This is a genomic window from Bradyrhizobium sp. ISRA436 (genome assembly GCF_029910015.1).
Classification (GTDB): Bacteria; Pseudomonadota; Alphaproteobacteria; order Rhizobiales; family Xanthobacteraceae; genus Bradyrhizobium.
The window spans coordinates 4121827-4135750 of the sequence record NZ_CP094519.1; the positions used below are offsets into that span (position 1 = coordinate 4121827).

7 protein-coding genes and 3 pseudogenes are annotated in these 13924 nt (G+C 60.4%); 6 read left to right on the forward strand and 4 right to left on the reverse strand.

What is annotated here, in order from left to right; all coding sequences use genetic code 11:
• The first annotated feature begins 375 nt into the window (after window positions 1-375).
• From MTX23_RS19510 to MTX23_RS19535, 6 genes and pseudogenes are all read left to right on the forward strand, one after another.
• The gene (locus tag MTX23_RS19510; protein ID WP_280971834.1) at window positions 376-4134 is read left to right on the forward strand and encodes a vitamin B12-dependent ribonucleotide reductase; all 3759 of its coding nucleotides are present in this window, start codon (window positions 376-378) and stop codon (window positions 4132-4134) included.
• 184 nt (window positions 4135-4318) lie between these two features.
• Window positions 4319-5079 (forward strand): annotated as a pseudogene (locus MTX23_RS19515) (IS5 family transposase).
• Window positions 5080-5183: 104 nt separating this feature from the next.
• Window positions 5184-6250, forward strand: a protein-coding gene (locus tag MTX23_RS19520) for an IS630 family transposase (protein ID WP_280971795.1) whose coding sequence is annotated in 2 segments (ribosomal slippage) — window positions 5184-5670 and window positions 5670-6250 — 1068 coding nt in all. Because the reading frame shifts where the segments join, the coding sequence is not laid out codon by codon here.
• 82 nt (window positions 6251-6332) lie between these two features.
• Window positions 6333-7415: an ABC-three component system protein gene (locus tag MTX23_RS19525; protein ID WP_280971835.1), complete on the forward strand. Its 1083-nt coding sequence runs from the start codon at window positions 6333-6335 to the stop codon at window positions 7413-7415.
• Complete coding sequence (locus MTX23_RS19530; protein ID WP_280971836.1) at window positions 7400-7903, forward strand: ABC-three component system middle component 2; 504 nt, start codon at window positions 7400-7402, stop codon at window positions 7901-7903. The genes MTX23_RS19525 and MTX23_RS19530 overlap by 16 nt, the downstream gene beginning before the upstream one ends.
• Window positions 7900-9759 (forward strand): AAA family ATPase, encoded by a 1860-nt coding sequence (locus tag MTX23_RS19535; protein ID WP_280971837.1) that lies wholly within the window; start codon window positions 7900-7902, stop codon window positions 9757-9759. Before MTX23_RS19530 ends, MTX23_RS19535 begins: the two co-directional genes overlap by 4 nt.
• Window positions 9760-10389: 630 nt before the next feature.
• On the opposite strand, the pseudogene MTX23_RS19540 reads toward MTX23_RS19535, so the two are convergent.
• The 4 genes and pseudogenes from MTX23_RS19540 to groL all read right to left on the reverse strand — a co-directional run.
• Window positions 10390-10557 (reverse strand): annotated as a pseudogene (locus tag MTX23_RS19540) (ClpX C4-type zinc finger protein); the annotation flags it as partial.
• Window positions 10540-10704: pseudogene (locus tag MTX23_RS36390) on the reverse strand (glyoxalase superfamily protein); the annotation flags it as partial. The pseudogenes MTX23_RS19540 and MTX23_RS36390, both read right to left, overlap by 18 nt.
• Before the next feature lie 334 nt (window positions 10705-11038).
• On the reverse strand, window positions 11039-11311 hold the full coding sequence (locus tag MTX23_RS19550; RefSeq protein ID WP_280971838.1) for a DUF2312 domain-containing protein: 273 nt from the start codon (window positions 11309-11311) through the stop codon (window positions 11039-11041).
• Window positions 11312-12201: 890 nt separating this feature from the next.
• Window positions 12202-13842: a chaperonin GroEL gene (gene groL, locus MTX23_RS19555; protein WP_280971839.1), complete on the reverse strand. Its 1641-nt coding sequence runs from the start codon at window positions 13840-13842 to the stop codon at window positions 12202-12204.
• Window positions 13843-13924: the final 82 nt, after the last annotated feature.

The following is a 13924-nucleotide window of genomic DNA, read 5'->3' on the forward strand; positions in this document are numbered from 1 at the left end:
GGGCCGCGGGTGAAGGGCTTGTCTGCCCTGAATTTTGGGCCGCTTCCGGAGCGCCAAACGGGCCAACAAGGCCCGGAAACGAGAGGCCGGAACCGGCCCGCAAAATTGCGTACGCGTGACGTGTCGCGTGGAAAGCGTTGGGGCGTTGAATGCATGTCCCCGGAAGGCCCGATTCCGTCGGGACCCGCCCGGAACGTGCCACCGCAGGGCCGGTACCAACCGGGCTCCTGCGGATGAGAGAACAGGCCGGGTCCACCGGCTGAGCTGCGAATGACGGGAGGCGCGCTCGCGCGTGCTCCGGAAGTTCGCTCAAGAATAACATTACCGGCAACCCGCGAGAAACGTGGGGCCGGCAGAAAAGACGGGGCTCGACCAATGCGAATCGATCGGCGCAACACCACCAGCGGACAAACACCCTATGCCGGGATCAATTTCAGGCTGACCACATCGGAGATCCGCAATCCCGACGGCTCGGTCGTGTTCCGGGCCGAGAACGTCGAAGTGCCGGAGTTCTGGTCGCAGGTCGCCTCCGACGTGCTGGCGCAGAAGTATTTCCGCAAAGCCGGCGTCGCCGCGCGCCTGAAGAAGGTCGAGGAAGAGACCGTGCCGTCCTGGCTGTGGCGCTCGGTGCCCGACACCGAGGCGCTTAGCCTCCTGCCCGAGAAGGAGCGCTACGTCGGCGAGACCTCCGCCAAGCAGGTGTTCGATCGCCTCGCCGGCTGCTGGACCTATTGGGGCTGGAAAGGCGGCTACTTCTCCTCGGAAGACGACGCGCAGGCCTTCTTCGACGAGCTCCGCTTCCAGCTCGCCAAGCAGATGGTCGCGCCGAACTCGCCGCAATGGTTCAACACCGGCCTGCACTGGGCCTACGGCATCGACGGCCCCGGCCAGGGCCACTATTACGTCGACTGGAAGACCGGCAAGCTGACCAAATCGAAGTCGGCCTACGAGCATCCGCAGCCGCATGCCTGCTTCATCCAGGGCATCGAGGACGACCTCGTCAACGAGGGCGGCATCATGGACCTCTGGGTGCGTGAGGCGCGCCTGTTCAAATACGGCTCCGGCACCGGCTCCAATTTCTCGCGCCTGCGCGGCGAAGGCGAGCGCCTCTCCGGCGGCGGCCGCTCGTCCGGCCTGATGAGCTTCCTCAAGATCGGCGACCGCGCCGCCGGCGCAATCAAGTCCGGCGGCACCACGCGCCGCGCGGCGAAGATGGTCGTGGTCGATGTCGATCACCCCGACATCGAGACCTATATCGACTGGAAGGTGAAGGAGGAGCAGAAGGTCGCAGCGCTCGTCACCGGCTCCAAGATCAATCAGAAGCACCTCAAGGCCGTGATGAAGGCCTGCGTGAACTGCGAAGGCTCGGGCGACGACTGCTTCGATCCGGAGAAGAACCCGGCGCTGCGCCGCGAGATCAAGCTCGCGCGCCGCAACCTGGTGCCCGACAACTACATCAAGCGGGTGATCCAGTTCGCCAAGCAGGGCTACAAGGAGATCCAGTTCGACACCTATGACACCGACTGGGATTCGGAGGCCTATCTCACCGTCTCCGGCCAGAACTCCAACAACTCGGTGTCGCTGAAGGACGACTTCCTGCGCGCGGTGGAGACCGACGGCGAGTGGAATCTGATCGGCCGCACCACCAAGAAGGTGACCAAGACGCTGAAGGCGCGCGATCTCTGGGACAAGATCGGCTACGCCGCCTGGGCCAGCGCCGATCCCGGCCTGCACTTCAACACCACGATGAACGACTGGCACACCTGCAAGGCGTCCGGCGACATCCGCGCCTCCAACCCGTGCTCGGAATACATGTTCCTGGACGACACGGCGTGCAACCTCGCCTCCGCCAACCTGCTGACGTTCTACAACACGACCACCAAGCGGTTCGACGTCGAATCCTACGAGCACCTCTGCCGGCTCTGGACCATCGTGCTGGAAATCTCCGTCATGATGGCCCAGTTCCCGTCGAAGGCGATCGCGGAGCTCTCTTACGAATTCCGCACCCTCGGCCTCGGCTTCGCCAATATCGGCGGCCTGTTGATGACCATGGGCCTGCCCTATGACTCCAAGGAAGGCCGCTCGCTGTGCGGCGCGCTGACCGCTGTGATGACCGGCATCGCCTACAAGACCTCGGCCGAGATGGCGGCCGAGCTCGGCACCTTCCCCGGCTACAAGAAGAACGCTCAGCACATGCTGCGCGTGATCCGCAACCACCGCCGCGCCGCGCATGGCAACGCCTCCGGCTATGAGGCGCTCTCGGTCAATCCGGTGCCGCTCGATCACGCCTCCTGCCCGCAAGCCGACCTCGTTACCCATGCCGTGCACGCCTGGGATGACGCGCTCGCGCTCGGCGAACAGCACGGCTATCGCAACGCCCAGACCACGGTGGTGGCGCCGACCGGCACCATCGGCCTGGTGATGGATTGCGACACCACCGGCATCGAGCCCGACTTCGCGCTGGTGAAGTTCAAGAAGCTCGCCGGCGGCGGCTACTTCAAGATCATCAACCAGGCGGTGCCGCAGGCGCTGCGCGCGCTCGGCTATCGCGAGAGCGAGATCGCGGAGATCGAGGCCTACGCCGTCGGCCACGGCTCGCTGTCCAACGCGCCCGGCATCAACGCCTCGACCCTCAAGGCCAAGGGCTTCACCGACGAGGCGATTGCCAAGGTCGAGAAGGCGCTGCCGACCGCGTTCGACATCAAGTTCGCCTTCAACAAGTGGACCTTCGGCGAGGACTTCATCCGCGACCAGCTCGGCATCGGCGCGGAAGCGATCGCCGCCCCCGGCTTCGACCTGCTCTCGGCCGTCGGCTTCACCCGGCGCGAGATCGACGCCGCCAACGTGCACATCTGCGGCGCGATGACGGTCGAGGGATCTCCCCACCTCAAGGCAGAACATTATGCGGTGTTCGACTGCGCCAATCCCTGCGGCAAGATCGGCAAGCGCTACCTCTCGGTCGAGAGCCACATCCGCATGATGGCGGCCTCCCAGCCGTTCATCTCGGGCGCGATCTCGAAGACCATCAACATGCCGAACGACGCCACGGTGGAGGACTGCAAGTCCGCCTACCTCCTGTCCTGGAAACTCGCGCTGAAGGCCAACGCGCTCTACCGCGACGGCTCCAAGCTGTCGCAGCCGCTCAACTCGCAGCTCATCGCCGACGATGACGACGAGGACGATGCGGTGGAGGCGCTCTACGAGAAGCCGATGGCCGCCCGCGCCGCCCAGGTCTCGGAGAAGATCGTCGAGAAGCTGGTCGAGCGCATCGTGGTGATGCGCGAGCGCGAGAAGATGCCGGACCGCCGCAAGGGCTACACTCAGAAGGCTGTGGTCGGCGGCCACAAGGTTTACTTGCGCACCGGCGAGTATGACGACGGCCGGCTCGGCGAGATCTTCATCGACATGCACAAGGAAGGCGCGGCGCTGCGCTCCTTCATCAACAACTTCGCGATCGCGGTCTCGCTCGGCCTGCAATACGGCGTGCCTTTGGAGGAATATGTCGACGCCTTCACCTTCACCCGCTTCGAGCCGGCGGGCCCGGTGCAGGGCAATGACAGCATCAAGTATGCGACCTCGATCCTCGACTATGTCTTCCGCGAGCTCGCGGTGAGCTACATGGGCCGCTTCGACCTCGCCCATGTCGATCCCAACGAAAGCGGTTTCGACGCGCTCGGCAAGGGCGTCGAGGAAGGCAAGGAGCCGGATGAGGCCCCCGCCCAGCAGGCCACCAAGTATCTGTCGCGCGGCCTCACCCGCTCGCGCACCGACAACCTCGTGATCATGCGCGGCGGCTCGACCGCGGTGAGCCAGAACGCCGACAACGCCCCCGCCGGCGGCAACCGCGTCACCGCGCTCTCCCCCCGCGGTGCCTCCGACACCGTCGAAGGCGCGGTCGCCCTGAAGCAGGAAACGAGCCACGACCTCTCGCCGACCGAGAAGCTCGAGGCCCTGAACTGGAGCAAGCCGGGCTCAGCCGCCGCCGTCACCCCCACCAAGGCCGAGCGTCGCGCCGAAGCGAAAGCCAAGGGCTACGAAGGCGAGATGTGCTCGGAGTGCGGCAACTTCACGCTGGTGCGGAATGGCACCTGCATGAAGTGCGATACGTGCGGGTCCACGACGGGGTGTTCGTGATAGGCTAAAGAGCGCCAGAATTCCAAAATTGTCTCGACTACGACGAAAGGGGTGATCGCAAGATCACCCCTTTTCGCTTACAACCGAGACAAGTATCGTTCAGAGTACGACACAACTAGGGTCTGTACCTAATTAGCGATTTCTGATTCCCTCGCGTTGGATTGATTCGGCACGGGGGAGTTAGGTGCGCAAGGGGCTGTTCTGGCTGAACGACAAGCAGTGGGCTCAGATTAAGCCGCATCTGCCAACGAACCAGACTGGCCCGGCGCGCGATGACGATCGACGCATTATCAGCGGTATCATTCACATGCTTCAGTGCGGCGCACGCTGGCGCGATTGTCCGCCCGACTATGGTCCTTACACGACGATCTACAATCGCTTTAATCGCTGGGCCAAGCGCGGACATTGGCAGGCGATCTTTGAAGCGCTCGCCCGCTGCGGAAAGGATGGCGTGACTTTGTCCATCGATTCCACCTCGATCAAAGCGCATCGCTCGGCGAGCGGCGGAAAAGGGGGGAGCATGAACAGGCGATCGGCTCCTCGCGCGGCGGGCGGACCACGAAAATCCACGCGCTGAGCGACCCTGATTGCAGACCTTGCGCATTTCATCTCACTCCAGGCCAGGACGCAGATATTGCCGCCGCGCCGGCCCTTTTGGAACTCGCGCCACCCATGTCTGCCCTCATCGGCGACAAAGGATACGACGGCGACGGCTTTCGCGCCGAAATCGTCGATCGTGGTGCCAAGCCCGTCATTCCAAACAAATCCAACAGGGTCATCCTCCACAGCTTCAACAAACGCGCCTATAAGGGACGCAACGTCATCGAGCGCTGTTTCTGCCGCCTCAAGGACTTCAGGCGTGTCGCAACTCGCTACGACAAACTTGCCAGAAACTTCTTGGCTGCCGTGCACCTCGCCGCCATCGTCGCCTATTGGATCAATTGAGTCTGAACCCTAATACCAACGGCCCCCGGATTTGACTCACATTTGGGATTTCCAAATCAGTGAGTTTCTGAATCGATGTTGCTGCGTAGACAGGAGCAATATCGATGGGGGCAGCGGTAGCGATTACGCGGCTTGATTTGACCGCGGGCGAGCTTCGGAAGGCGGCGCGCAGAGAGAAGAATAGTACGGTAGCGCGGCGGATATTGGCGCTTGCGCTTGTGCTGGAGGGCGCGGACCGCAAGAAGGCAGCCGAAAGTTGCGGGATGGATCGTCAGACCCTGCGGGACTGGGTGCATCGTTATAACGCCGAAGGCTTGGCGGGACTGCGGTCGCGCAAACCGACGGGACCGCGGTCGCGGCTGACGACAGAGCAGCAGGCCGAATTGGCCGCGTTGGTCGAGGCCGGTCCCGATCCTGAGCAGCATGGGGTCGTACGTTGGCGGCGGGTGGATTTGCGCGACGAGCTTGAGCGGCGGTTTGGCGTCAAACTGCACGAACGTTCGGTCGGCAAGGTTCTGGCCAAGCTCGGGTACCGCCGGCTCTCGGTGCGGCCGCGCCATCCGCAAGCCGATGAAGCGGCTCAGGAAGCGTTCAAAAAAACTTTGCTACGACCCTCACGACAACGCTCCCCGCTCACGCCCAAGGCAAGCCGATCGAAATCTGGTTCCAGGACGAGGCGCGGATCGGCCAGCAGGGCACGCTGACACGCGTGTGGGCCAAGCGTGGCTCACGGCCTCGCGCGCCGCGCGATCGACGTTACGATTGGGCTTATCTCTTCGGTGCCGCCTGTCCTCAACGGGGCGTCGCCGCGGGTCTTGTCATGCCGACGGCAAATGCAGAGGCGACGTCACTGCATTTGGAGGCAATCAGCCGCAAAGTTGCACCCGACGCACATGCCGTTCTCGTCTTCGACGGCGCCGGCTATCACAGTGCCGGCACCGTCCGAGCTCCGGAAAATATCACTCTGTTACAGCTGCCGCCTTATGCGCCCGAGCTCAATCCGATTGAAAACGTCTGGCAGTACCTGCGCGCCAACAAGCTCGCCATCACCGTCTTCGACGACTACGACGATATCGTCGCCAAGACCTGCGAAGCCTGGAACTTCTTCGCAAATGATCCAGGTCGCATCGCCTCAATCACAAGCCGCACTTGGGCAACAGTCAATCCTTAGGGCCATTGGTATAAGCAATTTGCACCGACGATTCGGGGCCCAGAATTCAAGTCCAACGCCCCGCAAACATTTCCAAGTACCAATGGTTGATTTCGTTCCCATTCCGGACCCGACATCGGCCGGCGTCATGTTAACAGCCGCTCAAATGCAAAGCGGACCGCCGATCGATCCAGTAACCCGGGTCCTGACATACTCACCTGATGAATGGGAGGCCTTCATTCACGAATGGGTCTCCTCACTAAAGACGGACTATGTCGATGTCGCCCGTCCCACTGGAGGCGGTGACCGCGGTATCGACATTGCTGCCTTTAGGGATTCAGATCTTCTAAACGGCGTTTGGGACAATTACCAGTGTAAGCACTACGCAAAGCCAATCTCACCCAACGTCGCTTTGCTGGAGATTGGAAAGATCCTCTGGCATTCCTTCAATGGTCACTATAGGCCGCCCCGAGCGTACTACTTCGTGGCCCCGAAGGGGATCTCGACCTCCCTCACCTTGTTGTTGGCAAACGCGGCCAAGCTCAAAACAGCTTTAATCGCTGCTTGGAATAAGTCCATCCGCGACCATATTGGCTCGAGCGCAGTTCCTCTTATCGGGGCGTTTGCGACCTACGTAGATCGCTTTGACTTTCGAGTGTTTAAGGCAATGCCCGTATTGCGGGTACTCGAGCAGCACCGAAAAACATCATACTTTCTGCCGCGCTTTGGCGGCGGATTACCCGCTCGCCCAAAACCTCAAAGGCCTCCGCCCGAGATAGCCGACTCAGAGATGCGTTACGTCCAACACTTGCTCGATGCCTATGCGGACCATAAGAGCGAGAGTGGCGTATCGGTCAAGGACCTCGCGAAATGGGAGGTCCTAAAAGACCATTTTCGAAGGTCACGAGAGGCGTTTTATCACGCCGAAAGTTTGCATGTCTTCGTGCGCGACAAAGTCGAACCCGGGACGTTCGAAAGCCTTCAAGAAGAGCTCTATGGAGGAATAGCCGACACGTATCAAGAAGCCTTCCCAGATGGATACATGCGCCTCATTTCCGTAACGCGAACTGCCCAGTCTCTCGCGCTGGATGCTCATCCGCTAGCCGCAAGCACTTTCCCGGTAGACCGACGAGGAATTTGCCATCAACTTGCGAACGAGGATCGCCTGATATGGACAAAGAAGTGAGTGGCCGTCGGAACATGACGTTCAACGGACCGCTTGAAGCAGGTGTGCGCGTGGTCACCATCTTGGGGGCTGCATTTCCCGCGACGTTCGACATCGAACGGCTAACTGCATTTGATTACCTCTTGGTCCATACCAGCCAACTCGGTGGACCAACGGACCTGCATCCCGGCGCTCCAATTCAAACTCCCGCAACAGAAGTAAGGCGCAAGGTCGTACAGAGTGCGATCCTTCTGATGATGACCCGCGACTTGGTAAGCCGCGAACTACACGAAAGCGGCATTCGATATCGCGCCGGAGAGTCGGCGGCCCTATTCTTAGAGACAATGAGGAGCCCGTATCTATTAGCGCTCAAAGAGCGCGCTGATTGGCTCGTAAGCCACCTCAAAGACTACAACGACGACGCATTTCGTCGGATGATGCGACGATTCTTTGACAACTGGATTATCGAATTCCAGAGCGTCGAACGAAGCCTTGGATCTTTCGAATGACGGAACACCGCTTCCAAATCCGGTCTTTAAGCTTTCACGGCCCAGCTCGTGAGGCGGCGAGCGTCTCGTTCGGCGCAGGGTTAAACGTGATCTACGGCGCGTCCAATACGGGCAAGTCGTTCATTGTCGATGCAATTGATTTCATGCTCGGTGGGAAAGGGCCCCTACGCGATATCCCGGAAAGAGTGGGTTACGATAAGGTCATTTTGGGCATCGAGACACTTAGCGGCGCTCAGTTCTCATTCCTCCGAAGCACGGCCGGCGGAAACATTACTCGATATGAGGGACTGTATTCTGACACACTTCCGGAAGGCCAAGGTACACTTCTGGCCGACACTCACAGCGAACGGAAAGAAGACAACCTCTCAGCGTTTCTTCTCTCCCAATTAGACCTGATGCATCGAAAGGTGCGCCGCAATCAGCGCGGCGACGTGCAAAGCCTTAGCTTTAGAAATCTGGCTCGGCTGATAATCGTCAATGAGGAAGAAATTATCCAACAGCGCTCCCCGCTATCGGACGGCAATTACGTCGCCGATACGGCCAATTCGTCGGTCTTCAAGCTTCTACTCACAGGAGTCGACGACTCTGCGTTGGCAGCCGCAAAACATCAGACACCCGAATACCAGGCTCGTGGCGCTCAGCTTGACCTACTCGATCAGCTTATTGGCGACTATCGGAAGAAAGTTCGAGAGCTAGCCGGGCCTCCTGCCGAGCTGGAGGATCAACTGAGCCGCCTTGATACAACGATGGGCGCGCACGGCCAACAGCTTGCGATTTCAGAATCCCAGTATCGCGGAGTTGCAAACGAACGTCGCACTCTATTGAAGCGGCTAGAAGATGGACGCAATCGTCTAACCGAAATACGGAATCTTCTCGAGCGATTTGAGCTGCTCGAACAGCATTATCGCTCTGACGTCGATAGATTGCGCGGAATCGAGGAAGCCGGCAATCTCTTTTCGGCTTTGGGAGAGGCAACATGCCCACTCTGCGGAGCCGCGCCAGAGCACCATCGGCCGTCAAGCGACTGCGACGGGAATATTGAAGGTGCTGTTGCCGCAGCCCATGCGGAAATTTCTAAGATTGAGCTTCGCCAAGGGGAACTGCGCGATACCATCGCGACACTTCAGCGCGAAGCAAGAGCTTTTGAAAGGCGTTTTCCTGGAATTGAACAGTCAATTTCGCGCTTATCGGAAGAGATCGACAATATCGTAGCGCCAAACTTGCGCCGTCTACGCAGCTCGTATCGCGATCTCGCAGACAAGCGAGGTGAGGTCAAAGAGGCTCTTGGCCTTCACCAAACACTTAAGGACCTCGAAGAAAGAAAAGGGGCGCTTGAGCGTGAAGACGCCGCCGCGCTGGGATCACCAAGCAACGCCACGGAAATAGAGCTATCGACAACCACGGTCGACAAATTCTCCAGTGTTGTGCTTGAACTTCTCAAACAATGGCACTTCCCAGATGCAGATCGCGTACATTTTGATATGAAGGTCCGAGATCTCATCATTAACGGTAAGAACCGCACCTCGTTTGGCAAAGGTTTAAGAGCCATTACTCAAGCAGCATTCACGATTGGGCTGTTGGAGTTTTGCGCTCGGGAATCGACGCCCCATCCCGGATTTGCGGTCTTGGACTCGCCACTGTTGTCGTATCGCGAGCCTGAAGGCACCAACGATGACTTACGAGGAACTGACTTAGATGATCATTTCTACGATCTACTTCAGTCTGCTCGAAGTGATCGCCAAATTATCGTAATTGAAAACACCGATCCTCCGGCTAACGTACGCGCTTCACCTCAAGCTCTGAAGTTTACCGGCATAGCGGGCATCGGGCGGTTCGGACTATTCCCGGTGAGTTGACATCAAAGCGCGGGGCACGCATTACCATGCACACGATGCGGTGCACGCCGAGACCCCCGGGCCATCGTTGCGTCGACATTGCGGGTATCGCTGGCGCCGCGACGTCGGTCGTTATCGGGCATATCACTGCGGGACCGCAGAGTTTGCGCCGGCTCTGGCGGCATCACACTTGCCTAACCGCGCATCCTACTTTATCTGCGAAGGCAGCGCGGATCAGCAAGCGTAGCCCGGATGAGCGAAGCGATATCCGGGACCAGCACGCAGGTCGAAAGTTCAATCCCGCATATCGCTTCGCTCATGCGGGCTACTTGCTACTCGCTATTGACTCCGCTCGTTGATGATCGGCGTCGCCGTCCGCTGAACACGCTCGTACCGGCTTATTTGATCTCGCGAGATTTTCTTCATGGCCAGCAACTCATCGGACGTCTTGGCCTTGAGCTGAGCAAAGATGGCCGTCTGTGGCCCCTTCTCGTCCGCCAGCGATGGACGCGATCGAAGCGCAATCATGCGGTCAATGCGCTGCAACATCAAACGATGGCGTTCCAAAACCTTGCCCGCGAACTCGACGTAGTGCAGCAATCGATCGGTCGACAAGGCGCGAGCACTCTCGTCGTTTCCTTGAATTAAGTGCTGTAGGTTCTCGTCGACGATATCGGTGCACAGGTCGATACATTCGTCGCAAATGAAGACGGCGGGACCCGCCACCAATTTGCTCACGTCGTGTTGGTTCTTGCCGCAGAATGAGCAGTAGAGCAGACCACCTTGGGCGGCCTGCTTCGGCGCGCTGGCGGCGTCGATCCTGGCAGACAGAATATTCCAGGTCTCGCAGCCGAACGCCTTCGCGATCAGCTCCAGAGATTCGCTGTGAGTGGCTTGTATCGCCTTGGCATTCAAGGCATTGCGCAGCGACCGTGCCATAGCCTTCGCATCGCGAAAATCGCGCATGGGTGCACCCCTATCGGCGAACGGAGGCGATCGGTGCTTGCCTTGCCGACCCGCTCGCCAATAGCGAGGGTGTGGCCGATTTTGATACGTTCACTATCCACAATGGGCGCAAGCAGCGGGTGTATCGACCCAACACCATAATTGGGCTCGGCCGACCTGTTGTCAATACCGACAGGCACGCCGCTCCCTCCCGCCACCTGCACTGTCGATCCACACACCGAGCATGGTGCGCAAGGCGTAATCCGCCGTTTCTGCTGGCAGCAATCGCAGCGGGTTACGCTAACCCGCCGCACTCGCCGCCCGCTGATGGAAGCGCACTCTGCCTCCGCAGACCTCACGCTGCTTTCGCGGTCTTGTCTTCTGCCGGCGCCGTTTCCATGGCGCGCATGTAGAGATCGAGCAAGGTCTCACGCTCGTCGCGCTCGTCCTGGTCCTGCTTGCGCAGCTTGATGATCTCCTTGAGGATCTTCACGTCAAAACCTTCGCCCTTCGCCTCCGAGAAGACTTCCTTCTTCTGCTCGCTGAGTTCCTGCATCTCTGCGTCAAGGTTCTCGATCCGCTCGACGAAGGAACGAATTTTTCCGCCGGGAATGGTGATGTCGGACATGGTGCCTCTTTGCTTGATGAGGCCGTGAAAATGAGAGCAAAGAGATGACCAATGTCTTAAGCATGGCGGCCGCAGCCACGACGAAACTGCGAACAGGACATCTTCTTGGCGCGCGCTGGGCGAATAGCTCTGAAGCGCGCTCCACGCAATGACGCGAGAGTGAGCACCTGGCACAGGATGGCCATCGCGTGGCGCCGGGCGCTTGCATGATTTCGGAATAATAGAAAGATATCACCGATTTGCCTGACGCGTCAAGTCCCGTTCCGAGTCCCGGCGGCAACCTGCTACTTTGCATGGGGTTGTTTTCGATATTTTCGGACGGGCAGCTTTGCATCGCCGCTTCAGCGCCAAAACAGTCGCGAGCTCCTCGCAATGACGACGAAGGGAGCACCTGACGCATACCCCTTCCTCGGTCGCATCAGGCGGATTGACCGGCATGGGTACAATATCCATATGGGACGAACGAACCGGCCCAACCTGCCGCTTCGGATCAGCCTGGACGCGGCCGGCGATCGCGGGCTTCGTCCTTCACATTCTTCCCTCCCGGGGCGCTCGTGGCCGCACTCTCCATCCTCGATCTCGTCCGCGTCACCCAGGAGACCGATGCACGCGGTGCACTGTACAATGCGCGCGATGTCGCCGTTCTGCGGGTTACGCTGCGCTAACCCGCCCCTACGCATTTGCTCGTCCCCGCTCGAGTGCGGCAGATTGACCGGCGCTGCGACAGTATCCATATGAGCGCGACGCACCGGCTGAATCCCGCTCCCGCTTGCCCCCTGCTGATGGGTCACCTCCATCCAGCTGTTGTCGTCGAGTTGGACCGGTAGCTGATGCGGAAAGGCCCGGCATCGCTGCGGGGCCTTTTTCTCTTGAGCGCTGAATGGTTGGACTCAGAAGTCCATGCCGCCCATGCCGCCGCCCGGAGGCATCGCGGGGCCGCCGGCGGCCTTCTTCGGCAGCTCGGCGACCATCGCTTCCGTGGTGATCAGCAGCGCGGCAACCGAGGCAGCGTTCTGGATCGCGGTGCGCACGACCTTGGTCGGGTCGATGATGCCCTTCTTGACGAGGTCGGCGTAGTCTCCGGTCTGGGAGTCGAAGCCGTAGTTGTAGGTCTTGTTCTCCAGGATCTTGCCGACGATCACCGAACCGTCTTCACCGGCGTTGATCGCGATCTGGCGAGCGGGCGCCGACAGCGCCTTGCGCACGATCTCGACGCCGGTCTTCTGGTCGTCGTTCCTGGTGCGCAGACCCTTGAGATGCTCGGAGGCACGAAGCAGGGCGACGCCGCCGCCCGGAACGATGCCTTCCTCGACGGCCGCGCGGGTCGCGTGCATCGCGTCATCAACGCGATCCTTGCGCTCCTTCACCTCGACCTCGGTCGCGCCGCCGACGCGGATCACCGCGACGCCGCCCGCGAGCTTGGCGAGACGCTCCTGCAGCTTCTCACGGTCGTAGTCCGAGGTGGTCTCCTCGATCTGCGCTTTGATCTGGGCAACGCGGGCGTCGATGTCGACCTTCTTGCCGGCACCGTTGACGATCGTGGTGTTCTCCTTGTCGATCATCACCTTCTTGGCGCGGCCGAGCATCTGCAGCGTGACGTTCTCGAGCTTGATGCCGAGGTCTTCCGAGATGGCCTGGCCGCCGGTCAGGATCGCGATGTCCTGCAACATGGCCTTGCGGCGATCGCCGAAGCCCGGAGCCTTGACGGCTGCGACCTTCAGGCCGCCGCGCAGGCGGTTGACGACGAGGGTGGCGAGCGCTTCGCCTTCGACGTCTTCAGCGACGATGACCAGCGGCTTGCCGGTCTGCACCACGGCCTCGAGCAGCGGCAGCAGCTCGTTCAGCGAGGAGAGCTTCTTCTCGTTGATCAGGATGTAGGCGTCTTCCATTTCAGCGCGCATCTTGTCGGCATTGGTGACGAAGTAGGGCGAGATGTAGCCGCGGTCGAACTGCATGCCCTCGACGACGTCGAGCTCGGTCTCGAGCGACTTGGCTTCCTCGACCGTGATCACGCCCTCGTTGCCGACCTTCTTCATGGCATCGGCGAGGAACTTGCCGATTTCGGCGTCGCCATTGGCGGAGATGGTGCCGACCTGGGCGATCTCCTCGTTCGAGGTGACCTTCTTGGAGTTCTTTTCCAGATCCGCGACTACGGCGTCGACGGCGAGATCGATACCGCGCTTCAGATCCATCGGGTTCATGCCGGCGGCGACCGATTTGGCGCCTTCACGGACGATCGCGGCGGCCAGCACGGTCGCGGTGGTGGTGCCGTCGCCGGCAGCATCCGCCGCCTTCGACGCCACTTCCCGCACCATCTGCGCGCCCATGTTCTCGAACTTGTCCTCGAGCTCGATCTCCTTGGCGACGGCAACGCCGTCCTTGGTGATGCGGGGAGCGCCGAACGACTTGTCGAGGACGACGTTGCGGCCCTTCGGACCGAGCGTGACCTTCACGGCATTGGCGAGGATGTCGACACCGCGCAGCATGCGGTCGCGGGCATCGACGCCTAATTTGACTTCTTTAGCTGACATATTTGTCCTCCCTGAATTGAAATTCGTCTCTCACCTGCGAGGCGGCAGCGGCAGGCCCTCCTCAGGGGTGAGCGTTTGCGGC